The following is a 26,260-nucleotide window of genomic DNA, read 5'->3' on the forward strand; positions in this document are numbered from 1 at the left end:
TTGTTTGATTAAAATGTTATGCCAATCGGATAAATATGTATAAGAAGTTCCTGAAAAGACTTGGAATTAATACGGAAGTTACCGTGAAAATCTACAAGGGATACGGTCACCAGCAAAATCTGCACGTGACCGGACATCTCCTTAAGTTAAGCTCCGGCCCGACAACCTATCATAAAAGTATACTAAGGAACATATTTCAGCTCTTTAAATTATTTTTTGTGAAGCCGATCCCCGGGGCGCCTGTCCGGCTCAGGTGGAACAACCAGCAAATCCATGCCACTACGGAATCCGATGGTTATTTTAAATTTGAATGGGCGTCTGAAACCAGTGTTCCCGCTGGATTTCATGAGGTGCAGGTTGATTATACAGGTTCTGATGGGAAAGTGTTGGCATCAGCAAAAGGTCAGTTTTTCGTTCCCCATATAACACAATTAGCCATTGTTTCTGATATAGATGATACTTTCCTGGTTTCTCACTCATCAACCATTTTTAAAAGACTATGGACCTTATTCAGCAACGATGCCAGGAGTCGTCGTGCCTTTGAAGGTGTAAGAGAACATTATCATTTACTTGAACGCGCCCGAACCGAAGACGAAACGCCTAACCCGCTCTTTTATGTTTCAAGCAGTGAGTGGAATCTGTATGATTACCTCAATGAGTTTTTACGGATCCAGAAAATACCTCAGGGCATTTTTCTGTTGAGCCAGATGAAGCGCTGGTACCAGCTGGTAAAAACAGGTAAAACCAAACATGAAGGAAAGTTTGGGCGGATAGTCAGGATCATGCACGCTTTTGCAAAACAGCGGTTTGTTCTACTGGGAGACAATTCACAAAAAGATCCGGAGATTTACCGCTCCATTGTTGAGCATCATCCTGACCAGGTATTTGCGGTATATATCCGGAACGTTTCTACAAATAATAAGCTTAGCGTTTCAGCTCTTGAAAGTAGCCTCAGTGCGGCCGGTATTCCATTCTGCTTTTTTAAACACAGTAAAGAGGCCATTGAGCATTCAATTTCGATAGGCCTGGGTGATGGCGAACAAGTTATATCAAAGCCAACAGCTGAACAAAAACAGGGCATAGAAGCAGCGCCAGGTCATGAATCTGGTTTGGCGACGAATTGATTATCCCATTGCGCATCTTAAGTCCTCCCGCAGACTATCCTGTTGCGTAGTACCGGTGTCAGCTCACTTGATACGTTTCCTGGAGCTCGCTTTCACCCATTTATCTTTCTTACATTTTTTGCAGACTAATGCAGAGGCTGCGGCTTCTACGATTTCCGTGTTCCCGCAAAATGTACAAGAATACATACCGGCAGAGTCAATCTTCACCTCCTCATCCGGAAACTGTCCCGGCAGTATTGGAAGGCCCGGTTTAACCTCATCGTCAGGATAAAAAAAGATGCTTATATCGCCATTCGTTTCGATGATTGCCTGTTCAATCTGCCCCAGCTGCGAAGTGCCCTTGACCCGCAATTCGGCAAAAAATTCGTCCTGTGCCAGGGCCTCTTTTTTGAAATTTTCAATGGAGAACCGCCCATCCTGGATCAGGCAAACCGGTTTTCCTTCAATCAGTCTTTCAAACTTTTTGCTCTTGCCAACCAGGTAGGTTACAAAATAATATAAGGATACAATTACGAGGAATACCCCGAGGGCTGGCAAGATGCCAACATCTTTATAAAACATAGGATCGCCCGCGGCCGAACCAAGTGTGATAATAACGACCAGCTCAAAAATCGAGATCTGTCTTACTCCCCGTTTCCCGAGGATACGCAATGCAGACAAAGCCACTATAAACATGATGACGGACCGGAATATCACTTCGCCAATAAAAATCCACTCTTCCTCACCCATAAGAAACTTCTGCCAGTCAAAATCATTGGCTTGTAAAATATACATCTGCGGGTATTGTTTAGCGTTTTGTATGAAATTACAACTTGCCAGCCAGATATGAAGCTTATGGTTGAAATCGCTCTGTGCACCAACTAAAACAGAATGGCCTGCATTTTGTAAAAAATAAACAAAGTCTTATCATGCCAGAAGGCCCTTCAATCGTTATCGCCAGGGATGCGCTCGAACAGTTTAAAGGAAAAAAAATTCTCGATGTACAGGGTTATGGGAAGCTGGATAAAAAAATCGTGAAGGGTAAAACTGTTAAGGATGTAAAAACCTGGGGCAAGCACCTGATCATTGTACTGGGTAAAAAGCTTGCCATCAGGATTCACTTCATGTTATTTGGCTCATATAAGATCAACGAACGCGCTAAAGCCAACCCAAAGCTCTCATTGATTTTTAAGGACGGAGAACTTAATTTTTATGTTTCACAGATTGTGCTGATCGAAGAGGACCTTGACAGTTATTACGACTGGTCGGCAGACATCATGAGCAAGACATGGAGTGCTGCCAGGGCACGAGATAAAGTGCTCGCGAAACCAAAATCCTTTGTCTGCGATGTCCTGATGGATCAGCATATTTTTTCAGGCGTTGGCAACATCATAAAAAATGAAGTGATGTATAGTGCAAAGCTTCACCCTGAAAACACTATAGCAGATGTTCCCAAAGCAAAAATCGATTTTCTCACCAAAGAGGTTCACCGGTATTCATTTGACTTTTTAAAATGGAAGAAAGCAGGAACCCTGCTTAAACATTGCAAAGTTTACAAGCAGGAGTACTGCGCCGTTTGTGGCGGAGAGGTTACCGTTAAAGATGGAGGCAAAACAAAAAGACGCAATTATTATTGCGAACATGACCAGGTGAAATATATCACAGATCCTCCGCACGTGACGCCAAAAAAAGTTAAGGCAACTAAGGCTACCCGGAGCCGTTAGCCGGTCCCTTTGGAAATTCTACATACTCCGGCGGTACTGTCCGCCAACCTCATAAAGTGCATGCGTGATTTCACCCAGAGAACAATGTTTCACAGTTTCCATCAGCTCATTGAAGATATTTTCATTGGCCAGTGCCACCGTCTTAAGCCTCGAGAGCATGGTTGCTGATGTTGTTTCGTTTCTCTTCTTGAAATCCCGCAGATTTTGGATCTGTTGTTCTTTTTCTTCAGTTGTACTACGGATAACTTCGCCGGGCAAAACTGTCGGCGAGCCCTTTTTATTCAGGAATGTGTTTACACCCACAATTGGAAGTTCGCCTGTATGTTTCAATGTTTCGTATTGCAGACTTTCTTCCTGGATTTTGTTGCGTTGGTACATGCGTTCCATTGCCCCAAGTACCCCGCCACGATCCGTAATGCGGTCAAATTCCATCAGCACGGCTTCTTCAACAAGGTCAGTAAGTTCTTCTATCGCAAAACTACCCTGTATAAAGTTTTCAGTTTTCGCGGAACCGAGCTCGCGGTTTATGATCAGCTGAATTGCCATTGCTCTCCTTACGCTTTCTTCAGTGGGAGTGGTGATGGCTTCATCATAAGCATTTGTATGAAGTGAGTTACAATTATCATAGATCGCATACAAGGCCTGCAGCGTTGTACGGATGTCATTAAAGTCAATCTCCTGTGCATGCAAACTGCGACCGCTGGTCTGTATATGATATTTTAATTTCTGCGAACGTTCATTACCGTTATACCGGAACCGTATCGCTTTAGCCCATATCCTCCGCGCAACGCGTCCTATCACACTATACTCTGCATCCATTCCGTTACTAAAAAAGAAGGATAGATTTGGCGCGAATTCATCGATCTGCATCCCACGGCTAAGGTAATATTCTACATAAGTAAAACCATTGGCAAGTGTAAAAGCCAGCTGCGTCACAGGGTTGGCACCTGCTTCTGCAATATGGTAACCACTGATAGAAACACTGTAGAAATTTCTGATCCGGTTTGTGATGAAATATTCCTGCACATCACCCATCAGTTTCAATGCAAATTCAGTACTGAATATGCAGGTGTTCTGCGCCTGATCCTCTTTGAGTATATCGGCCTGCACAGTACCACGCACAGAGGCAAGTGTGCTTGCTTTTATCTGTTCATAAATGTCTTTTGGTATTACTTCGTCACCACTTAACCCCAGCAGCTTCAATCCGAGACCATTATTGCCTTCGGGCAAACGTTCGGGAAATGCAGGGTTGTAATAAACCGGCTTTGGCAAGTGGTTGAACTTGCGCGATACAATCTGTGCCGTTTCCTGCCAGTCACGGTTTTTATTCAGCCACAATTCACACTGCTGATCAATGGCCGCATTGAGATAGAATGCCAACAGAACCGGCGCCGGTCCGTTGATGGTCATGCTCACAGAAGTTTTGGGATCAGACAGATCAAAACCACTATAAAGTTTTTTCGCATCATCTACTGTAGCCACACTAACACCGCTGTTACCAATCTTACCAAAAATATCCGGGCGGGGGTCAGGATCTTCGCCATACAAGGTAACACTGTCGAAAGCTGTACTTAACCGGATAGCGGGTTGGCCGAGGGATACGTAATGAAATCTTTTATTTGTTCTTTCCGGACCACCTTCGCCGGCGAACATCCGCGTAGGATCTTCCTCAGTTCTTTTGAGTTCGAATACACCTGCGGTGTAAGGAAACTTTCCCGGTAGATTTTCCTGCAGCTGCCACTTTAATATATCACCCCAGTCCTGGTAAGATGGTAAAACGACTTTTGAAATCCGGGTGCCGGACAAGCTTTCAGTGGCAAGCGGTTGCCTTATCACCTGGTCTCTTACCTGGTATTCAAAATAATCTGATTGATACATTTTCCGCACTGCAGGCCACTCGCTGATCATTGCTCGGTTTTCTGCACTGATTTGTTTTTCATAGTCCCCGATCATCTGCCGGATAGTTGTTGCCGCACCGGTTGTTTCATCATCAGGCGACCGGTTCTCGTCCAGTATTTCAAGAGTGCCGTTCAAGCGGTAAAGCTTACTCGCTAATTCTGACTGCTCCTTTATCCATTTCGTGTATAGGCGGTTGTGTTCTGATATTTCAGACAGATACCGGACTCTTGATGAAGGAATAATTAAGGGCCTTGGCTGGGCAGACCTGATCACTGCATCGCCACCATCATTGAACCTCACATTTGTTTTTGCTTCGATCACTTTTGTGAGCCGGTTATAGAGGAGGTTGATACCCGTATCATTAAATTGTGAAGCTATGGTGCCAACTACCGGTATGTCTTCATCTTTTGCTGTCCAGAGTTTATGATTCCTGATGTATTGTTTTTTTACATCGTGTAATGCGTCAAGTGATCCTGCCTTATCGAATTTGTTTATCGCTATCAGGTCTGCATAATCAAGCATGTTTATTTTTTCCAGCTGTGAAGCCGCTCCATATTCCGGGGTCATCACATACAAACTCAGGTTGCAGTAGTCCAGTATGGAGGTGTCGCTCTGTCCGACACCCGCGCTTTCAAGAATTACAAAATCAAATCCCGCGGACTTGCAGGCATCGATAGCTTCACCAACATATTTACTCAGTGCATGGTCGCTTTGACGGGTGGCCAGGCTACGCATATATGATCGCGGGCCCGAGATGGCATTCATCCTTATCCTGTCACCAAGTAATGCGCCGCCAGTTTTTTTCTTAGAAGGATCAACCGAGACAACAGCGATCGTCTTTTGCTGATTATAATGCAGAAATCGTCTTACAATCTCGTCGGTGACAGAAGATTTACCGGCTCCCCCGGTTCCGGTGATCCCCAAAACGGGTATCAAAACTTCAGATGGCGTTGTTTTGGTACGCCGATCTTTTTCAGACGCATTATCGAATGCCGGTGACTCCACCCCATTTTCCGCGTTTGTTATCCGGCGACTCAACGCTTTTACATCGATCTTACCCGGACCCGGGCGGGGTGCAATCACTTTTCCATTGAGATGAAAATCACAGGCACGTATAACCGACTCTATCATTCCCTCAAGACCCATCCTCCTGCCATCGTCGGGTGAAAAAATCCTGGTAATACCATAATGATGAAGATCAGCAATTTCCTGCGGAAGAATAGTGCCGCCGCCACCTCCGAAAATCTTGATGTGCCCGCAGCCATTCTGATCCAACAGGTCCTTCATGTATTTAAAGAACTCAAGGTGCCCACCCTGGTAACTTGTTATCGCGATGCCCTGCACATCCTCTTCAATGGCACATTCAACGATCTCAGCAACAGAACGGTTATGGCCGAGATGAATTATCTCGGCGCCCATCGATTGCATGATCCGACGCATGATGTTAATTGCCGCATCATGTCCATCAAACAAAGAAGCGGCCGTTACAATTCTTACCTTAAACCTGGGATGATAATCCATATCAAGACTCATTATAGTGGATTGACAAAAGTAAACTAAAAAACTAATGAGTGTTAGTTTTTTGGGGGAGATGTGTACCTAAGTAATTGAAATAAAATACTTAAGTTTAAACTTTCAAAAATAAAATCTATGAAATTATTCAGGTACGGTGAACCGGGAGACGAAAAACCCGGTCTTGTCAACGCTAAAGGCGAACACTGCGATGTGAGTGCGTTCGGAGAGGATTACGATGAAGATTTTTTTGCCGGCGACAGGCTTCATATGCTTGATTCGTGGACCAGGAGCCATCCCGAAAAATGTAAAAAAATCGGCGAGGGCGAGCGTTTTGCATCACCGGTATTTAAACCTTCCAAATTAATATGTATAGGTCTCAACTATTCAGATCATGCCAAAGAAAGCAACATGACGCTACCGTCTGAACCTGTTGTTTTCTTTAAATCCACTTCAGCTATTGTGGGCCCCAATGACGACCTGATCATCCCGAAAAACAGCAAAAAGACTGATTGGGAAGTGGAGCTGGCCGTAGTTATAGGAAAGAAGGCATCTTATGTTGAAGAGAAGGACGCGGCGTCTTATATAGCCGGTTATGTGCTTCATAACGATTATAGTGAAAGGGAGTTTCAACTGGAAAGAGGTGGTCAGTGGGTGAAGGGCAAAAGTTGTGACACCTTTGCACCACTCGGTCCTTACCTGGTCACTCCCGACGAGATTTCGAATCCGGACAATCTTCGGTTATGGTTAAGCGTGAATGGCAAAATGATGCAGGATGGGAACACGGCAAACCTTGTATATAAGGTCCCTTTCCTGGTACATTATCTCAGCCAGTTTATGACCCTGCTGCCCGGAGATATTATCAGTACCGGAACACCCGCAGGAGTGGGACTTGGCCAGAAACCAGAGCCTATTTATCTGAAAGAAGGTGATGTGGTTGAACTGGGTATTGACGGGCTTGGAACATCCCGGCAAAGAGCGGTTGCTTACAAACCGGTTGAGCCCTGAGATTTGAGATAACCTTACAGTCACTTAAAAATTTGCCTCGCCACCTGACGAAACAAAAATATAATCGTTGTTTATGCCTCATATCAACAGGTATTGCCTTGCACTGGATTTGAAAAATGATCCGGCTCTTATCAGGGAGTATGAAGACTATCATCGCGAGGTGTGGCCCGAGATTGTGGAAAGTATTAAGGCATCCGGTATCATTGACATGGAAATTTATCGGACCGGGAACCGTCTGTTCATGATCATGGAAGTGGAGCCTGGGTTTTCGTTTGACGAAAAGTCCAGGGCCGATGCTTCAAATCCAAGGGTGCAGGACTGGGAAACACTGATGTGGAAATTTCAACAGCCACTGGATTGGGCAGCTCCTGGTGAAAAATGGATATTGATGGATAAAATTTTTGCATTGACAACTTAATTGCCATAACATGACTATCGATTCTCATGTGCATTTCTGGAAATATGATAAGAAGAGAGATACCTGGATCACAAATGATATGAAGATCCTGAAGCAGGATTATTTGCCACCGACACTTGAAACAACATTGAAAAGAAACGGCATCGAAGGATGTGTTGCTGTGCAGGCGGATCAGTCAGAACTTGAGACACAGTTTTTTGTGGAGCTTGCAAAAACCTATCCGTTCATCAAAGGCGTAGTGGGGTGGATCGATCTGCGCGCAGCCAATGTTGAAGCCAGGTTAGACTACTTTTCACAATACCCGGTTATTAAAGGATGGCGCCATGTTGTTCAGGGTGAACCGGCAGGCTTCCTTTCTGATCCTTCGTTTCGACGCGGCGTTGAAGCACTCGCGCCATACGACTGTACATATGACATACTCATTTACCACCACCAGCTTCGTGAAGCGATTGATTTTGCAGGCGCCTTTCCATTTCAAAAATTTGTAGTTGATCACTGTGCCAAACCAGCTATCCGGGAAAAAAATATCGATACGTGGAAAAAAGAAATTACTGAGATGGCACAGTTTCCCAATGTCTATTGTAAATTATCAGGTCTTTTTACAGAAGCCAATTGGAAAAACTGGAGCCCCGGCGAATTTTATCCTTATCTCGATGTTGTGTTTGAATCGTTTGGGATCGACCGCCTGATGTTTGGAAGTGACTGGCCAGTTATGCTGTTATCCGGCATCTATGTGCAATGGAAAAGTCTCATCGAAAAATATATGGAATCGTTCACCGATGATGATAAAGAAAAAGTTTTTGGACTGAATGCTATACAATTTTACAATCTATAATTATGGATCTTTATTTAGCGAACAAGGTATTTATCGTTACAGGAGGAGCAAAGGGAATCGGGGCAGCAATCAGTAAGAGCATTGCTGCCGAAGGGGGCATTGTTGTAATTGCCGGCCGGGACGAAAAAGACAATCAAAAAACGGTTGACGAAATTTTACAGGCAAACGGCAAAGCCTCTTCTATAAAGGCTGAACTCAGTGAGGTTGCGGCCTGCGAGGCAGTGATAGACTTTGCCATTAAGAACTATGGTCAGCTTGATGGCCTTGTAAATAATGCCGGCGTAAATGATAGTGTCGGCGTAGAAAAAGGCTCACCGGAAAAGTTTATGCAATCCATTATAAAAAACCTCACGCATTACTATAACCTGGTGCATTATGCGCTGCCTCACCTTAAGAAAACAAAGGGCAGTATTGTCAATATAGGGTCTAAGGTTGCTACCACCGGCCAGGGTAACACATCGGGATATGCTGCTTCCAAGGGCGCCATTAATGCGTTAACCCGGGAATGGGCAGTTGAGTTTTTGCCTTATTCTATCAGGGTGAATACGGTCCTGCCTGCTGAAGTGTGGACGCCACTGTATGAAAACTGGATCAACTCTTTGCCGGATCCAAAGGAAAAACTCGCGCAGATCGTTGCAAAAATACCCCTTGAACAGCGGTTCACAACATCGGAAGAAATTGCGGATATGTCTGTTTTCTTATTAAGTAAAAGATCCGCCCATACCACCGGCCAGTTGATTTTTGTTGACGGAGGTTATACTCATCTTGACCGTTCACTCACCTGATTGAAAACCTTTTATTACTAAATACGATTGCATGTCTTCATTATCGCCAAACTCAACTGCCAACAGATACCTGCTGCCCTTTATCCTGATCACAAGTTTGTTTTTTTTATGGGCGTTCCTGCATAATATCAACCCGGTACTTATCCCTCATCTGAAAAAAGCCTGTCAGTTATCGGATACACAATCATCTTTTATTGACTTCGCGGTTTACATCGGATACTTTCTTGTCGCCATACCAGCGGGCTGGTTTATGCACAAATACGGCTATAAAAAAGGGATCCTCGTAGGGTTGATTTTGTATGGACTTGGAACCATTTTGTTTGTACCTGCAGCCACGACCAGGAGTTATGAATTTTTTCTTGTTGCGCTGTTTATTATAGCCAGCGGTGCAACCTTCCTTGAAACCGTGGCTAACCCGTACATCACTAAACTCGGCCCAAAGGAAACATCTGAACAGCGGCTGAATTTTGCACAATCATTTAATGGTGTCGGTGCGGTTGTTGCGCCGATTATCGGCGGGATGTTTATCCTTTCAGGAATTGAACATACTCCTGAACAGTTACAGGGAATGAACCCGGCAGCACTCAATGCATATCTTGACCAGGAAGCAGGCGCAGTAAAACTACCCTATATCGTTATTGCGGCAATAGTATTAGTAGTCACCATTTTGTTTTTTATTATAAAGCTGCCGGAGATCAGGGAAGAAGAATCTGAAGAGGGGAAATCTTTTTCCATTAACGTTTTCCGGCATAGCCATGTTAAATGGGCAGTGATCGCGCAGTTTTTTTATATGGGTGTCCAGGCGGGGATTGGAAGTTTTATCGTCCGGTTCTCAAAATATGTCGCAGACATCCCGGAGAAGCAGGCTGCCATTTTATGGGGGTCAGTAGCCATGGTAGGATTTATGGCGGGACGTTTTGCAGGCACCTATTTCATGAGGTTTATCAAGCCGGCAAAGCTGCTTGCCATCTATTCAGTCATATGCATGGTGTTGTTGATTGCAGGAATCACGCTTTCAGGGAAAGTGGCCGTGTATACAGTGCTGGCAATTCCATTTTTCTATTCAATTATGTTCCCGACCATTTTCGCACTTGGGATAAAAGATCTTGGGGAAGAATCGAAAATAGCTTCCTCTTTTATTGTGATGGCCATCGTGGGAGGTGCTTTTTTTCCGCTCATCATGGGATACATCAGTGATCAGACCGGCAGCATTCAGATAGCTTATATAGTTCCTTTGCTCTGCCTCGTGGTTGTTTTGTATTTTGCATTAAAAGGACACCGGGTCGCTAAACCGGTTCTCACAAATAAACTTTGATATGTTTCGACTTGATAATAAAACAGCAGTGATTACGGGTGGTGGAAGCGGAATCGGGAAAGCGATCGCCCTGTTGTTTTCACGCCGCGGTGCTGACGTGTACATTATTGACATGAATGAAGGGGGAAGTAAAGCAGTTGTGCAGGAAATCATATCCTCGGGTGGTATCGGAGTTTTCAAAAAGTGCAATGTTTCGGTACAGGCAGAAGTTAAAAATGTAGTACACAGCATCGAAAGAGATGCGGGTGCCATTCACATCCTGGTCAATAATGCCGGCATAGCCCATGTGGGCAATCTCGAAAAAACAAGTGAGGAAGACTTCAACCGCATCACCGAGGTGAATGTAAAAGGAGTTTATAACTGCCTCTACGAAGTAGTGCCGGTTATGAAAAAAACCGGGGGCGTAATTGTAAACATGGCTTCCGTTGCCTCTACCGTGGGAATACCTGACCGTTTTGCATATTCTATGTCCAAGGGGGCGGTCATCGGCATGACTTTGTCCGTTGCAAAAGACTATATTAAAGAAGGGATCAGGTGTAACAGCATTTCACCCGGACGGGTTCATACCCCCTTTGTGGACGGATTTATTGCGAAAAACTATCCCGGTCAGGAAAAAGAGATGTTTGAAAAGCTTTCGAAAACCCAACCTATAGGTCGGATGGCAGAACCCGCCGAGATCGCTAACCTGGCGCTTTATCTCTGCTCCGACGAAGCTTCGTTCGTCACAGGGTGCGATTACCCGATTGACGGCGGATTTATCCGGCTTAACACCTGAGACTGATTTTTTAAAATTTTTGCAAATACTTCACGAATTTTATTAATTTGTGGATGTTATAACAAGATAACTGCCTGAAAAAAATTGCTTCCATACTGCTTTTGAGCCTGCTTCTATTCAACTGGATAGGCTACCGGTTGTTCACCCAATACCTGGAATTCAGCGCTAACCAACGCCTTGAAGCAAAGCTGGATCTCAATGATTACAACGAATCCGAGCTGATCGAAATGCGCGTTTCTCTTAATCTCCCTTACCAGAATGACCAGGCTGACTTTGAGCGGGTTAGTGGCGAAATAGAGATTGATGGTCAACATTATAATTATGTAAAACGCCGGATTGAAAACGGCCAGCTGGTACTGATGTGTATTCCTAACCAGGGTAAAACCCGGATTGAGAATTCAAGAGATGACTATTTCAAACTGATCAATGACCTTGAACAAAAAGGAGACACAAAGAAAGCAGATAAATCCTCTTCAACTGCATCCAAGGCCCTTTTCGGTGAATACAATGCTGAAACAAATAACTGGGCACTTCAATCCCCGGTTCAGTCAGCTGAAAAACAAGGGAACACAGCCAGCAGGCTGATGCCCTCTTTATTTTATCTTATACCGGGGCAACCTCCGGAGTTCTGCTGATCACTTCACACTATTGACGACCTGGGCTCCCCGGGATTTTTGTTTACTCACTTATTGTTATGTATAGAATACTTGTGGGATCGCTGATCCTTGTGTTACTCAACGCGTGTAATACTAAAAAAGATTATGAAGCGGTGATGAAAAACCCGGCTCTGTACAGTAAGACCGTGTCTGACCTTACTGAAGTAATTACTTACGACATCTTTAATCCACCGGTGGCTAGTCGGATATATGCGTATTCGCATCTCGCGGCTTATGAAGTAATCGCTAACAACGATCCCGGCTTCGTTTCGCTGAAGGGACAGTTGCCCGGATATGCAAAATCTCCGGCACCGGATCCGGCTAAAAAGATCGATAAACATTTTGCGGCATTAACGGCATTTATGGAAGTAGGTCGTACGCTGACCTTTTCAAAAGATAAAACAGATGCGATACTTGATACCCTCAACATGCTGGCAAAAGATCACGGCATGCCTGACGATGTTTATCAAAACTCTATTGACTATGGAGTATCTGTGGCTAAATCGGTGCTGGAATGGAGCAAAAAGGATCAATATGCTGAGACAAGGTCCGCCCCTAAATACACTGTAAATAATAATGATGAGGGTAAATGGGTTCCTACCCCGCCGGCATATTTTCCGGCAGTTGAGCCTAAATGGATGACCATCCGTAGCATAGTGATGGACTCCACTAATATGTTCCGTCCCAAAGCACCTTATAAATTCAGTAAGGATAAAAACAGTGAATTTTATAAGATGGCTTACGAGGTGTACGAAATAGGAAACCGTGCCCAGCCCGAACATGTTGCTATGGCTGATTTCTGGGATTGCAATGGATTTAAGATGAATATAGTCGGCCATGTTATGTATGCCACAAAAGCCATGACTCCCGGGGGACACTGGATGGGAATCACCGGAATAGTCTGCAAAAACAATAAAGCCGATTTCGCAACTACTGTGTATACTTATACCTGTGTTGCTTTTGGAGTGATGGATGGATTTATTGCCTGCTGGGACGCTAAATATCACTATAGCCTTATAAGGCCGGAGACTTATATCAATCTCTATATCGATAATAACTGGAAACCGAGATTACAAACACCGCCGTTTCCGGAATATACCAGCGGACATTCAGTGATCTCCAGTGCTGCTTCGACCATTCTCACAAAGATCTATGGCGATAACCAGGCATTTACCGACTCAACAGAGCGCGCCTGGGGCTGGCCCGACAGGACTTTTAAATCCACTCAGGAAGCAGCGACCGAAGCTTCGTTAAGCCGGCTCTATGGTGGAATCCATTTCCGTCCGGCAATCGATGAAGGTATCCGGCAGGGCACCAGCATTGCCAATTACCTGTTTTCAAAACTTAACATGCGAAAAGGCCAATCTCTTGCATCGGTTCGCGCGACCGACAGCCTGGTGGCCGGCCGTAATTAGATTGCTGCCGCCGATCATATGGCAAACCCGATGGGGGAACGCCCAAACGATTTAACCTAAACATCAATTCTAAACAACTGCAATGAGACACTATCTTAAAAATATAAAATGGACCAGGGTTCTTGGCTTCACCGCCTTATTGATATCAGGCAGCGTCCAGGCTCAAACGGATGTTGATGGTATCATGATGAACAAGAATAATTTCTGTACAGGTTTTCAATACAGTTACAGTAGCTGGGATCATTACTGGGAAGGAAAATTAAAAAGAACCGCCCTCAACCTTGGCACGGTTTCCACACAGATGGTAGGATGGATGGGTAACTATGGGATCAGCAATAAACTGAACGTGTTATTCAGCGTACCTTATGTCTGGACCAAAGCTTCTGCAGGAACCATGCAGGGTATGGAAGGGATGCAGGATCTGAGCCTTTCTGTAAAATACAAGTTGCTTGAAAGAAAAATGGGAAAAGGCAAGTTCACCCTGTTTGCACTCGGCGGTTACTCATTCCCGGTAAGTAATTACGTGCCCGATTATCAGCCACTTTCAATTGGTCTTGGCAGCAACAACTTCACCCTTCGTGTAACCGGTGATTATGAAATGAACAAATTTTTTGTAACCGGCACAGCGGCGTATGTACAAAGAAGCAATATTACAATCGATCGTGATCATTACTACACTGATGAAATGCATTATACCAATGAAGTTGAAATGCCTGATGCGGCCACGTTTCAACTTCGGTTAGGCTACCGCGGTAGTTTGATCGGGGCCGAGGCGATTGTCAATAACTGGACAACTCTTGGTGGATTCGACATCACAAAAAATAACATGCCTTTCCCGAGTAACCGGATGAATTCAACTGTGGTTGGAGTTAATTTCAAATGCAACCCCAGGGCATTTCCCGGGATGAGCCTGATGGCGGGAGGAGGTTATACTGTTGCGGGCAGAAATGTCGGGCAGTCTCTTAGCGCAAATGGCGGGCTTTTCTATGTGTTCGATTTCAACAAAAAACCCAAAACAACTAATTAAACCGTTAAAGAATTTTTATGAAAAAGATATATGCAATATTGCCTGTGCTCCTCGCCGGTGCGATATGCTTACCATTTTCCTGTTCAAAAGATATATCGGGACGCACTGACGATTTACCCCCTCTGGCACCTGCAAAAACTGATCTTGACGCCGGTACCTGGAAGCCAATCCTTTTGACTTCTGCTACTGAGTTCACCGTACCTGCTCCAATAGCTACAACAACTCCCGACTATATCGCCCAGCTTAGCGAAATCAAATCATTTCAAAATGATCTGAGCAGTGAGGAAAAAGATCTTGTAAAATACTGGTCAGCCGGCGGTGTTCTGCGATGGAATGAAATTATGCGCGAACTGGTAGCAAAACATAATCTTCCTCCATATCAGAACGAGGATCAGACTTATCCTATTCCAAATGCTAACAACCCGCTTGCTTACCCTCTTTTTCCTTTCGCTAATCCTCCGTATGCTGCACGTGCCTATGCTTATTTCAGTGCCGCACAATATGATGCACTTGTTGCGGCCTGGCACTACAAGAAATTGTACAACAGATCGGCCCCTTATAAGGTTGACGCCACTGTCAAGTCATTGGTCACACAAACCGATCTTCCTTCTTACCCGTCAGAGGATGCCGTAATTGCGGGCGTTGCCCTGGAAATGATGAAGCTGCTATTTCCCGGTGACCTTGACTTTGTTGCTCAAAAAGCCGAAGAACACAAAAAAGCAAGAATTATTGCAGGCGCAAATGTGAGAAGCGACATGGACGCAGGGGAAGCACTTGGCAGATTGGTAGCACAGAAATTTGTAGCCCGCGCAAGGGGTGACAGGGCCGGGGCAGCGGTTGGAAACGCGGCTGCATGGAAAAAGCTGGAGACAGATTGCCTGGATCGCGGTGAAACGCCCTGGTATAGCCTCGAAACACCAAAGCGCCCGCCGATGCTGCCACTGTTTGGCAAAACAAAAACATTCCTGTTCGACTCAATTACCGCTATTTCTTTAAGACCCGGACCTCCTCCAAGTGTTCACTCCGAGCAGATGAAAAAAGAGACCGCGGAGATCCTTGCGTTTACAAAAAACGCTACCAGGGAAAACTATCGTATCGTGCATTTTTGGGCTGATGGTGTCGGCACTTCAACTCCTCCCGGCCATTGGAATCTTATAGCTGCGGAAGACTTCATCACAAAAAACTTCAGTGAGGTACGTTGGGCAAGAAATATGGCTTTGCTGAACATGGCTTTGATGGATGCAAGTGTTGTATGTTGGGATACCAAGAATTTTTATTTTAACCCACGTCCGTCACAGATGGATAACAACATAAAAACCCTTACCGGGGTTCCAAACTTTCCCGCATACATTTCCGGACATTCCACTTTCAGCGGTGCTGCTTCAACCGTTCTTTCTCATCTTATTCCTGAGAAAGCATCATTGTATAAATCGATGGCACAGGAAGCTTCTATGTCAAGAATGATATCGGGAATCCACTTCCGCAGTGATTGCGAAGTCGGATTGCAGGTCGGTAACAATATTGGTAATTATGCGATAAACCGCGCCAAAACAGATGGTGCCGGTCAATAAAATATTATACAAAAATCATTTGTCATTTTCAATGAACAAATGATCATAATCTTGTTTGGTTATATTAATTATGGTAAACATCTCGTTTCTACGGGATGTTTTTTTTTAGCTTAATTTAGTAGCTAATCGGCGGGCATGAGTAAAGCATCAACTTTCTTAATAACGTTGTTATTTTCTTCAACAGTGTTAATACAGGCGCAAACAATACAAACACCCGACCAGCTATACGGCGATCTTTTCCGCCAGGTACAACAAAAACGTATTTTTAAAGACGGTAAAATTTTTGTTGACGCCATTCCGAGAAGAAAGCCCGAACTTATTCTGAGTGATTATCTGAATCAAAAAGATTCCGCTTTCAATCTGAAGAAATTTGTTGAAGCTAACTTTATCATACCTGATACAGTCAGCACTGTGCAGGTATCACCCGAAAATGATGTGCGCGCGCATATTAAAAAGCTGTGGCCGGTTTTAACACGCAAACCCGAGCGGAATATAACAGAAGGTAATTCCTTATTGCCACTGCCTTATCCCTTTGTAGTGCCCGGTGGAAGATTCAGGGAAGTGTATTACTGGGATTCTTATTTTACCATGCTCGGCTTAAAGGAAAGTGGTGAAATTGGGTTGATGGAAAACATGATCAATAATTTCACTTACCTGATCAATCAGTACGGATTAATTCCTAATGGTAACCGAAGCTATTATCTCAGTCGTTCGCAACCTCCGTTTTTTTCTATGATGGTGGAATTGCTTGCAGAAGCAACCGGCAATGCATCTTATGCCATATATCTTGGTGCACTCGAAAAGGAGTATGATTACTGGATGGATAAGTCAGCGCCTACAAAACATGTCGTCAAGATGCCGGATGGAAGCACGTTGAACCGTTATTATGATCAGCTTGATATTCCAAGGCAGGAATCCTGGTCTGAGGATGATTCTCTTTCAAAAAATCTTCCGGAACCTAAGAGGCTTAAAATGAACCGGGACCTGCGATCCGCCGCTGAAAGCGGTTGGGACTTCAGCAGCAGGTGGCTTGGCGATGGAAAAAATCTCAATACAATAAAAACGACCGATATCATTCCCGTTGATCTCAATAGTTTTTTATATAACCTGGAAACTGTTCTTGCAAAGGCCTACAAACTCCGTGGTGATCTGTTGAAGGAAAGATATTTCACCCAGATTGCCCAACGCCGAAAAACGGCTATCAATAAATACTGTTGGTCCACGGTAAATGGCTGGTATGTCGATTATGATTTTGTAGCAAAAAGGTTAAGCACCACGCTTACGCTCGCAGGAATGGCACCACTGTTTTGCAACGTTTCTCCCGTCAACCGTGTGAAAAATATTGTTTACATACTCCGGCGCAAATTCCTTCGCCAGGGCGGACTTGTTACAACGCTCAAAAACACGGGGCAACAATGGGATGCACCCAATGGCTGGGCTCCACTTCAGTGGATTGCCGTGAAAGGACTTTTGAATTATGACGAAAAAGAACTTGCGGAAGCGATATCAAAAAGCTGGATAGCACTTAACTTGAAAGTTTTTGCTGAAACCGGCAAGCTGATGGAAAAATATGATGTTACTGATCTCAGCAAAACCGCAGGTGGCGGCGAGTATCCGACACAGGATGGATTTGGGTGGACCAATGGTGTTTTGCTTAAAATGATCAGTTTATACGGTCTTCCTGGTGCGAAGTAATTGTCCCCCTCCACCTTTTTTCCTACACTAAAGTAAATCAGCACATCCCTGGCTTAACTTCGTGCAAATTTTTGGTGTGAAGCAATTATCGTTTTTTTTACTGATGATATCTTTTATGTTGGTGGCTTGTTCTCCCAACAATGTCAACAACGACAACAGTCTTGAAAAATATTTTAAGGACAACAATGTTGAGGGAACCTTCGGGATGTTCGACAATGGCAAAGGAAATTTCAACCTGTACAATGTTGTCCGATTCAGGGACAGCGCTTATTTACCTGCCTCAACTTTCAAAATAATAAACTCTCTTATCGGAATCGAAACCGGAAGAGTGATTGACACTAACGTTGTTTTCAGCTGGAACGGACTTAGTAGTGGCCGTCCCGAATGTGATAAGGATATGGCCATGCATGATGCTTTCCGGGTTTCGTGCCCGCCGTGGTACCAGGAACTTGCAAGGCGGATCGGTAAGGATACGATGCAACACTGGATCGATACACTTGGCTACGGTCGCCGCTATAAACCCTTCAGGATCGCGGCAAACACTGATACATTCTGGCTTGATAACACCGTAAAGGTTACAGCAGACGAACAACTCGGAATCGTTAAGCAATTGTATTTCGATCAGTTACCCTTTCAAAAAAGAACTCAGAGACTCGTCAGGGGCATGATGTTACAGGAGAAAAATGCTAATTATTCCCTTAGTTATAAAACCGGGTGGGGATTCACAGAAAAAGGTCATTCCCTTGGGTGGATAGTTGGGTGGATCGAAGAAAATCAGCATCCGTATTTCTTCGTTCTGCAGGTGGAACACCCTTCTAAAAATTTTGATATGGCAACCGTGAGGTTAAAAATTCTGAAAGACATCTTAAAACAATACAATTTTTTCGAGGGGAAACGTTGATTTAGCCGGCAATGTCCAGTATTGGGCAGCTGCGCTGTGAACCATTTCACAAAATGGAGCCCATGGCCCGAAGGCAATATAGGAACAGGCACCTGATTTGCTATATTTGAATGATTTTCAGCACCAAAATGTATTAACCGGCGTAGATGTTTAGGTTTCAGCACATCGAATACTTATTTTTCCTGGCTGCCATCCCACTGGCAGTGATACTTTTCATTATCGTGCTCAGGTGGAAGAAAAAAACAGTGAAGAAGATTGGCGATGAGAAACTTGTTGCGGAACTCATCAGCGGGTATTCCCCGGGATTGTTCCTTGCAAAGTTCCTCCTCGCACTTTTTGCGCTTGCCGCGGCCATACTCGGCGTCGCCAACCTTCAAAAGCCAGGCGCCATGGACCCGGTTCAACGCAAAGGTGTAGACGTGGTGATCGCCCTTGATGTGAGTAAAAGTATGCTCGCACAGGATAGCAAACCCAACCGCCTGGAAGTATCCAGGCAATTAATTTACCGTCTTATCGATCAGTTGAAAAATGACAGGATTGGCCTGGTTTTATTTGCCGGAAGGGCATATATGCAAATGCCCCTTACTTCAGATCATGCTGCGGCCAGGATGTATGTACAGAATGCCGGTCCGGAGGTGGTGCCTACCCAGGGGACGGTGATCGCGGAGGCACTAAGGATCAGTAATACCGCCTTCAATAGTAAGGAACGTAAATATAAATCGATAGTCCTGATCACTGATGGTGAAGATCATGACCCCGAGGCCTTGAAACTTGCGCTTGATATGGCAAATAACGGGGTAATGATAAACACGGTTGGCATTGGATCGCCCGAAGGCGCGCCGATCCTGGACCCCATGAGTAATGAATATAAAAAGGATGAAACAGGACAGACCATCATTTCGAAACTAAATGAGGCTGAACTGCAACAGCTGGCGCAGTCAACTTCAGGCGTTTATGTCAGGCTCACCGATACTGGCCCGGCTGTTGACGCGCTCATGAAGCAGCTTCGTTCAATTGAGCAGACAACCCTTGAAGACAGTGCATTCAAGGACTACCGTCATTACTTTCAATGGTTCCTGGCTGCTGCTTTTTTCTTGCTGACCCTCGAGTTCTTTTTACCTGAACGTAAATTGAAGACAGTATGACGCATTTCAAGTTATATTTTATCCTGTTGATTGTTATGTCTTTGCCTTCCCTTCTGCAGGCGCAGGCAGATAACAAAGCTATAATCAGGGCGAACAAACTTTACAAGGAAAGAAAATTTGAAGAGGCAATTGCGGAATATCGTAAGGCGGCCGCGACCAATCCCGAAAACGGAGTAGTTCAATATAACCTTGGAAATGCGATCTTCAAAAAAGAGAGCTTCGATGAAGCGCTCGCTGCCTATGATAAATCTATAGAGCTCAGTAAGGACAGTAGTTTCCGCGAAAAAAACATATACAACAAGGGTGTTGCCTATACGCGGCAAAAAAAATTGCCGGAGAGCATTGCTGAATACAAAACTGCTCTGAAAATCGATCCGAACGACGCTGACGCAAGACATAACCTGCAAAAAGCACTGCACGAACAGCGGCAGCAGAACCAGTCAAAGGATAACAAGCCCGACCCGCAGAAGCAGCAGCAACAACAACAGAAAAAGCAACAGCCTAAAGATCAGAGTAAATTTAACCGTAAACAGGTTGAACAACTTATGAAGGCGTTGAGGCAAAAAGAACAGGACATCCAGCAGAAAATGCAACAAAACCGCAACCGTGCGACCGCTCAGCCAGACAAAGACTGGTAGAGCTCCGACCTGCTTTTCCCCCAATCTTTAGTACCTTTGCCGTTCCTCAAAAACAGGAATCAATACGGGATAAATCGCCGATTTTGTCCCGGAATACACACATATGCGCCTCAAAACACTTGAAGTTAAGATTGGAGATTTGTTGCTGGGAAACGGACATCCCATCAGGGTGCAAACGATGACCACCACCGATACCATGGACACCATTGCGACGGTTGAGCAAAGCATCAGGTGTATCGAAGCGGGCGCCGAGCTTATCAGGATTACTGCTCCAAGCAAAAATGAAGCAGAAAACCTTCTTAATATCAAAAACGAATTAAGACGCCGCGGCTATCATACCCCGTTGATCGCTGATATTCATTTTACCCCGAATGCGGCAGAAATCGCGGCCAGGATCGTTGAGAAGGTCAGGGTGAACCCCGGCAACTACGTTGATAAAAAGAAGTTCGAGTTTATAGATTATACCGACCAGGAATACCGGGAGGAAATAGAACGCATACGCGAAAGGTTTACCCCCCTGGTAAAAATCTGCAAGCAATATGGCACTGCAATGCGCATAGGAACAAATCATGGTTCCCTTAGTGACAGAATTATGAGCCGTTACGGAGATACGCCCATGGGTATGGTAGAAAGTGCCATGGAGTTTCTCAGGATTGCCCGTGACGAGAGTTATCATAATATAGTGCTCAGCATGAAAAGCAGCAATCCGCAGGTCATGGTCCAGGCTTACAGGTTGCTGGTCAAACAGATGGACCTTGAATTTAATCAATGTTATCCCCTGCATCTTGGGGTAACGGAAGCTGGTGACGGGGAGGATGGCCGTATCAAATCAGCGGTTGGCATAGGAACCTTGCTGGAAGAGGGTATTGGTGATACGATCAGGGTTTCTCTCACAGAGGACCCCGAGCTTGAAATACCGGTATGTAAAAATATTGTCAGGAGATATGAACCGGTTCATGACACGGGTCCCGGCAATGAAATCATCCCTATACCCCCCGCCGGCGAACTTGTATACGACCGGTTCAATTATATCCGTCGCAAAACCTTTGAGATCGGGAATATAGGTGCCGGCCATGTGCCGGTTGTGATAGCCGATCTGAGTAAACTTCAACATATTACCCCCGGAGATCTGGTGAGTATCGGTTACCGTTATGACGAGCCTACGGACAAGTGGCATATCTCTGATGCCGCCGCCGATTACATTTTTACGGGTCAGCCCGAACTTGATTTTGCATTACCGGGTACCCTGAAAGTAATAACCTGGCCAAATCACTGGCAAACTGCATCAGACAAAACGAAATATTTTCCCATCTATGCCGGCAGTGGGTTTGTTTCTGCTTCAGTAAAAAGTGAAACGCTGAATTTTGTGATGATCGATTGTTTCAGCGACAGTAATTATGCGGAAGAACTGGAGTGGCTCGATCACATCGCTAATGATCCGACTGTGGCTATTTGCCTCAGCAGTAAACATCCCGAGGCCATGCCCGCAGTGCGGCGTATGTTTGTTGAACTGCTAAGCAGGAAGATCACGAACCCTGTAATCATTATAGTGGACAGTTTCCGCAAGACCATAGGAGAACACCTCGTACACTATTCAACCGAAGCCGGGGCCTTGTTTCTTGATGGATTCGGTGACGGCATTTGTCTTGGCATGACAAACGAAAGTTATACCGATGATAACCTGAAAAAGACATTGTTCCAGGATGAGGGCCGCATTTACCGTAGCAACCAGACAATAGAGCAATTTCTGAACAACACTGCATTTTCGATTTTGCAGGCTACGAGAACGAGGATATCAAGAACCGAATATATCAGTTGCCCTTCCTGCGGCCGGACATTGTTCGACCTCCAGGAAACGACTGCAAAAATCAGGTCCGTTACCAACCATCTGAAAGGTCTGAAGATAGCGGTAATGGGATGTATTGTTAATGGACCCGGTGAAATGGCTGATGCAGACTTCGGCTACGTTGGCAGCGGACCTGGAAAGATCACCTTATATAAAGGCAAAGAAGTAGTGAAGCGGTCGGTTAACAGCGACATTGCAGTTGAGGAGCTGGTGAATCTCCTGAAGGAACATGGGGCCTGGATAGAACCCGGAACTAACTGATCTTTATTTACTGGTTGACCCGATTAATACTCGTACAAACATGAATCGTATAGACCGTCTACATGCTATTCTTACACACCTTCAATCAAAAAAGAAGGTAACTGCACAGGATATTGCGGATCGGTTCAATATTAGTCTCCGAACCGTTTATCGAGATGTAAAAGCACTTGAAGAATCCGGTGTTCCCGTTATAGGTGAAGCAGGAATTGGTTATTCAGTGATGGAGGGTTATCGGCTGCCACCGGTAATGTTTACCCGGGAAGAAGCAAGCGCACTGATCATGGGAGCAAAGCTCGCAGAGCAGTTTACAGATCTTTCTATCCGGAAACATTTTGAAGGTGCGCTGTTTAAGATCAAAGCTGTGTTACGTGGGTCAGACAAAGATTTCGTAGATCAGTTGACCTCTCATATACATATCAATGAGCGTAAGTTTGCTCTGGGCGATGAATTCGGACAACAACATCTTTCAGATATTCAGCACGCGATTGTCAACAAAAGATGCCTGAAAATTTCATATCTCTCAACGTATAAGGAGGAGCTTACCACAAGAATAATTCAGCCGATCGGATTGTATTATTATGGTAACACCTGGCATCTCATAGCCTGGTGCGCATTGCGTAATGACTATCGTGATTTCAGGGTTGACAAGATCAGCTCGCTCACCATTACCGGGGAAGATTTTGATGGAAGTCTGCATCCCTCACTCAAACAGTATATCGACGAGATACAGAGCCGGGCTCAGCTGCATGAGGCCGTCGTGATCTTTGATAAAGATGTGGCGAAACATATCAAGAGCTATAAATACTATTTTGGGTTTGTGTCAGAAGAGGAAACTGATGAAGGAATAAAGATGAGATTTCTTACATCCTGCCTTGAAAGTTTTGGACGCTGGCTGATCTCTTATACAAATGGAGTATCCATTGTATCGCCTGATTCATTACATGAGAAAATGGTCAGATACGCCGATGAACTGAGAAGCCATTATAGTGAAGAAGCTTTACTGCTGGGCTAGGCGTGGCCGTTCGTATGGAAATAATTCAGTATTTCTACTCATGATTTAGATGGGTCCATCCCATAATTTTAATGTCGTTTCATTTTAAACCTTTAAAATTATCTTAATGGACACAAATCCTAGACTCGAAAGCATTAATCATTTTATCGATCGCGACGAAGCCAGGAAATTAATCAACGCTTACCGCGAGATGCAATATGAATTGCTGAATCCCAGGTTTGAAAGTTTGCAAAAAGAGTATGGTGTTTTACCAACTTCCGAAGCTTTCAATGAAAAAAGTATTCTTGCTGTTCTTGCCCAGGACGGTTGCGTCGGGATAAGGATTCATTATGGCCTGAAATACCAGGAAACAAGCAGTGGGACGGTTCCCCTTATCGTCGCAGTTCTGGTGGGCGTGGCCAGCGATGGCAGTAACATGTGGAGCAGATCTGCGGTAACACAGGCTGTTCAGGCAGCATTGACTACCAGGAGTGGCGAAGAGGAAGGGGTAATACTGGAAGACAGTCAACGTTGTCCGCCTTTTGGAGACTCCAGTCCTTTGCCATAATACATAATAGTGATGTGATAATACCGGTGCCAGCATATGTTCCAGGATATTCTATCGATTGTTTCAACCTATAGCATTCTCATTGCAGCGGTATTGGGGGTAATAAGATTTCGTGAAATACAGGAATCTTATTACCCCCTTGTTTATATATGCTGGGCAGCATTGATTACGGAGATTGTTGCCTCGATAGTCCAGAAAAGTTCAGGCACTTTATGGCCCTCTAACGTTTACGTCTTGTTTGAAGGACTGCTATTTACCTGGCAATTCCGTAAATGGGGATTATTTCAAAGCAGGCCCTACTTTTTCTATATAATCCAGGTAGCTATTGCAGCATTATGGTTCATTGACAATTTTATAGTTCATACGATTCATGAGTTAAGTTCTGTTTACCGCATCAGTTACTCTGTGTTGCTGGTGATCCTTGCTATTGATCAGATCAATAAACTTATCGTACATGAAAGGAAAAGGTTTGTCACCAACGCCAGGTTTCTTTTATGTATCGGGGTGATCTTCTACTTTTCGTATAAGTTCACACTTGAAACCTTCTATTTATATGCCCTTGAAAAGAGTCAGAATTTCGAATTTGTTATCAGTATTTTTGCAATACAGAAGTATGTTAATTTATTAGCCAACCTTCTATATGCGTATATCATTCTATGGATCCCAAGGAAGAAGATTTTTTTACAGCCATTGAGATAGTAGCTGGCTTACTTGCTATTATCATCTCTTATTTCCTGGTGACCATCATCAGGCACCAGAGACGAAATCTTCATCTTCATAAGGCAAAGATCCTTGCAGAAATAACCACGCTGGAAAACGAACGGAGAAGAATAGCATCAGATCTCCATGACGAACTCGGTCCGCTGCTTTCAGCTGTAAAGCTCCAGATCACCAATCTTGACTCACAGGATCCGCATGACCTGAAGCTCATTAACAAGTCCAGTGGTCACATCGACGATATCATACAGAAACTCCGCGAAATATCGAACAACCTGATGCCCAACACCCTGCTCCGGAAGGGCCTTAAAGTGGCCATACAGGATTCGATCTCGAGAGTCAAAGATGTTCATCCCTTAAACATTACCCTTGAGTATCCTGATGATGTGGTTCTCAGCCAGGACAAAGAAATCAACATGTACAGGATCATACAGGAGATCATTCACAATACCATCAAACATGCGCAGGCCAAAAATCTCCGTCTTATCTTTTCCAGGGAGAAGGATCTCGTTGTATTGAGAACCGATGATGATGGCATTGGCTTCAATTATGAACAAAAAACGAAGCTCGCAGGTGGCCTTGGATTGCTGAATTTACAGAGCCGCACAGAGGTAATGGGGGGCGAATTTTCCTATTCCTCCGAAAAAGGTGGTGGCACCCGCTACCTGTTTGAAGTTCCGGTCTGAAATACCTTCATGCTGATAACGGCTTCTCATCCCGCTTGATCTGCAAAAATTCAGATGCAAAACTGATCTATATTTGTAGCAGTTTACCAACGAACCAAATGACAAAAACCTTAGGTAACATTAAAATAGTAATGGCTGACGACCACGAAATCTTCCGTGACGGATTTAAGCTTATGATCAGCCGGCAGGATGACATTCAGCTGTTGGCTGAGGCAAGCGATGGCAGGGAATTGATCGAGCTCGTCCAAAAGCTGAAGCCTGATGTGGTAATAACGGACATCAAGATGCCAAGGATGGATGGCATTGAGGCCACTAAGATATTACTTGAACAAATGCCGGACATCGGCGTGATTGGCCTGTCCATGTTCGACGAAGAGGACCTGATCATTGACATGCTGGAAGCGGGTGCAAAGGGCTATCTCCTGAAAAATGCGGATAAACATGAAGTCGCGGAAGCTATCAGAACGGTTTACCAGGAAGAGCCTTACTACTGTAAACATACTTCTGCAAGACTTGCACAGATGATCGCCAAAAGCAAGTTTAATCCCTATAAAAAAACAAAAAAAGTTGAGTTCAGTGAACGTGAGCTGGAAATTACAAGGCTCATCTGCCAGGAATTAACAAATAAGGAGATAGCAGACAAATTGTTCCTGAGTATCCGTACAGTTGAAGGGTATCGTCTGAAGATACAGGAAAAGATGAATGTCAAAAACTCTATCGGCCTCGTTATTTATGCTATACGAAACAATCTTTATAAACCCGCCTGAGC

At 44.6% G+C, this 26,260-nt stretch carries 24 protein-coding genes; 22 read left to right on the plus strand and 2 right to left on the minus strand.

The genetic code is table 11. The features are described from left to right. Positions 1-35 precede the first annotated feature (35 nt). Positions 36-1,124, plus strand: coding sequence for an App1 family protein (locus ACX0G7_RS03930; protein WP_458922120.1), 1,089 nt, complete (start codon positions 36-38; stop codon positions 1,122-1,124). Between the two features lie 63 nt (positions 1,125-1,187). On the opposite strand, the gene ACX0G7_RS03935 is transcribed toward ACX0G7_RS03930, so the two are convergent. After that, complete coding sequence (locus tag ACX0G7_RS03935; RefSeq protein WP_458922121.1) at positions 1,188-1,898, minus strand: DUF421 domain-containing protein; 711 nt, start codon at positions 1,896-1,898, stop codon at positions 1,188-1,190. 134 nt (positions 1,899-2,032) lie between these two features. Between ACX0G7_RS03935 and ACX0G7_RS03940 the strand changes: the two genes are divergently transcribed. Then, on the plus strand, positions 2,033-2,827 hold the full coding sequence (locus tag ACX0G7_RS03940) for a DNA-formamidopyrimidine glycosylase family protein (RefSeq protein ID WP_458922122.1): 795 nt from the start codon (positions 2,033-2,035) through the stop codon (positions 2,825-2,827). 18 nt (positions 2,828-2,845) lie between these two features. On the opposite strand, the gene ACX0G7_RS03945 is transcribed toward ACX0G7_RS03940, so the two are convergent. Next, entirely contained in the window at positions 2,846-6,259 is a 3,414-nt protein-coding gene (locus ACX0G7_RS03945; protein ID WP_458922123.1) for a methylmalonyl-CoA mutase family protein, read from the minus strand. A 117-nt stretch (positions 6,260-6,376) separates the two neighbouring features. Here ACX0G7_RS03945 and ACX0G7_RS03950 point away from each other — a divergent pair, with 117 nt between their 5' ends. From ACX0G7_RS03950 to ACX0G7_RS04045, 20 genes are all read left to right on the plus strand, one after another. Then, on the plus strand, positions 6,377-7,246 hold the full coding sequence (locus tag ACX0G7_RS03950; protein WP_458922124.1) for a fumarylacetoacetate hydrolase family protein: 870 nt from the start codon (positions 6,377-6,379) through the stop codon (positions 7,244-7,246). 73 nt (positions 7,247-7,319) lie between these two features. Next, positions 7,320-7,664 (plus strand): L-rhamnose mutarotase, encoded by a 345-nt coding sequence (locus ACX0G7_RS03955; RefSeq protein WP_458922125.1) that lies wholly within the window; start codon positions 7,320-7,322, stop codon positions 7,662-7,664. 10 nt (positions 7,665-7,674) lie between these two features. Then, entirely contained in the window at positions 7,675-8,499 is an 825-nt protein-coding gene (locus ACX0G7_RS03960; protein WP_458922126.1) for an amidohydrolase family protein, read from the plus strand. A 2-nt stretch (positions 8,500-8,501) separates the two neighbouring features. After that, positions 8,502-9,284 carry an L-fucose dehydrogenase gene (locus ACX0G7_RS03965; RefSeq protein ID WP_458922127.1) on the plus strand — a complete coding sequence of 261 codons (783 nt, stop codon included), beginning with the start codon at positions 8,502-8,504 and terminating at the stop codon, positions 9,282-9,284. 31 nt (positions 9,285-9,315) lie between these two features. Continuing rightward, positions 9,316-10,599, plus strand: a complete 1,284-nt coding sequence (gene fucP / locus ACX0G7_RS03970) for an L-fucose:H+ symporter permease (protein WP_458922128.1) — start codon at positions 9,316-9,318, stop codon at positions 10,597-10,599. 1 nt (position 10,600) lies between these two features. Next, the gene (locus ACX0G7_RS03975; RefSeq protein WP_458922129.1) at positions 10,601-11,374 is read left to right on the plus strand and encodes an SDR family NAD(P)-dependent oxidoreductase; all 774 of its coding nucleotides are present in this window, start codon (positions 10,601-10,603) and stop codon (positions 11,372-11,374) included. 101 nt (positions 11,375-11,475) lie between these two features. After that, a complete protein-coding gene (locus ACX0G7_RS03980; RefSeq protein WP_458922130.1) occupies positions 11,476-12,009 on the plus strand; it encodes a hypothetical protein in 534 nt (177 codons plus the stop codon). Positions 12,010-12,068: 59 nt separating this feature from the next. Further along, positions 12,069-13,445: a vanadium-dependent haloperoxidase gene (locus ACX0G7_RS03985; protein ID WP_458922131.1), complete on the plus strand. Its 1,377-nt coding sequence runs from the start codon at positions 12,069-12,071 to the stop codon at positions 13,443-13,445. An 82-nt stretch (positions 13,446-13,527) separates the two neighbouring features. Further along, entirely contained in the window at positions 13,528-14,472 is a 945-nt protein-coding gene (locus ACX0G7_RS03990) for a hypothetical protein (RefSeq protein ID WP_458922132.1), read from the plus strand. Between the two features lie 17 nt (positions 14,473-14,489). Next, entirely contained in the window at positions 14,490-16,043 is a 1,554-nt protein-coding gene (locus tag ACX0G7_RS03995; RefSeq protein WP_458922133.1) for a phosphatase PAP2 family protein, read from the plus strand. Between the two features lie 135 nt (positions 16,044-16,178). Beyond that, positions 16,179-17,738, plus strand: coding sequence for an alpha,alpha-trehalase TreA (treA, locus tag ACX0G7_RS04000; protein ID WP_458922134.1), 1,560 nt, complete (start codon positions 16,179-16,181; stop codon positions 17,736-17,738). Positions 17,739-17,814: 76 nt separating this feature from the next. Continuing rightward, entirely contained in the window at positions 17,815-18,639 is an 825-nt protein-coding gene (locus ACX0G7_RS04005; protein ID WP_458922135.1) for a penicillin-binding transpeptidase domain-containing protein, read from the plus strand. A gap of 146 nt (positions 18,640-18,785) precedes the next feature. Continuing rightward, entirely contained in the window at positions 18,786-19,784 is a 999-nt protein-coding gene (locus ACX0G7_RS04010) for a VWA domain-containing protein (RefSeq protein ID WP_458922136.1), read from the plus strand. Then, positions 19,781-20,422, plus strand: a complete 642-nt coding sequence (locus ACX0G7_RS04015) for a tetratricopeptide repeat protein (protein ID WP_458922137.1) — start codon at positions 19,781-19,783, stop codon at positions 20,420-20,422. The genes ACX0G7_RS04010 and ACX0G7_RS04015 overlap by 4 nt, the downstream gene beginning before the upstream one ends. Positions 20,423-20,525: 103 nt before the next feature. Then, positions 20,526-22,529 (plus strand): (E)-4-hydroxy-3-methylbut-2-enyl-diphosphate synthase, encoded by a 2,004-nt coding sequence (ispG, locus tag ACX0G7_RS04020; RefSeq protein WP_458922138.1) that lies wholly within the window; start codon positions 20,526-20,528, stop codon positions 22,527-22,529. A 40-nt stretch (positions 22,530-22,569) separates the two neighbouring features. Then, on the plus strand, positions 22,570-23,541 hold the full coding sequence (locus ACX0G7_RS04025) for a helix-turn-helix transcriptional regulator (RefSeq protein WP_458922139.1): 972 nt from the start codon (positions 22,570-22,572) through the stop codon (positions 23,539-23,541). 106 nt (positions 23,542-23,647) lie between these two features. Continuing rightward, positions 23,648-24,088 carry a hypothetical protein gene (locus ACX0G7_RS04030; protein WP_458922140.1) on the plus strand — a complete coding sequence of 147 codons (441 nt, stop codon included), beginning with the start codon at positions 23,648-23,650 and terminating at the stop codon, positions 24,086-24,088. 36 nt (positions 24,089-24,124) lie between these two features. Beyond that, a complete protein-coding gene (locus ACX0G7_RS04035; protein WP_458922141.1) occupies positions 24,125-24,787 on the plus strand; it encodes a hypothetical protein in 663 nt (220 codons plus the stop codon). Next, entirely contained in the window at positions 24,745-25,491 is a 747-nt protein-coding gene (locus ACX0G7_RS04040; RefSeq protein WP_458922142.1) for a sensor histidine kinase, read from the plus strand. The genes ACX0G7_RS04035 and ACX0G7_RS04040 overlap by 43 nt, the downstream gene beginning before the upstream one ends. 98 nt (positions 25,492-25,589) lie before the next feature. After that, complete coding sequence (locus tag ACX0G7_RS04045) at positions 25,590-26,258, plus strand: response regulator (RefSeq protein WP_458922143.1); 669 nt, start codon at positions 25,590-25,592, stop codon at positions 26,256-26,258. Positions 26,259-26,260: the final 2 nt, after the last annotated feature.

The sequence above is a fragment of the Flavitalea antarctica genome (assembly GCF_054461535.1).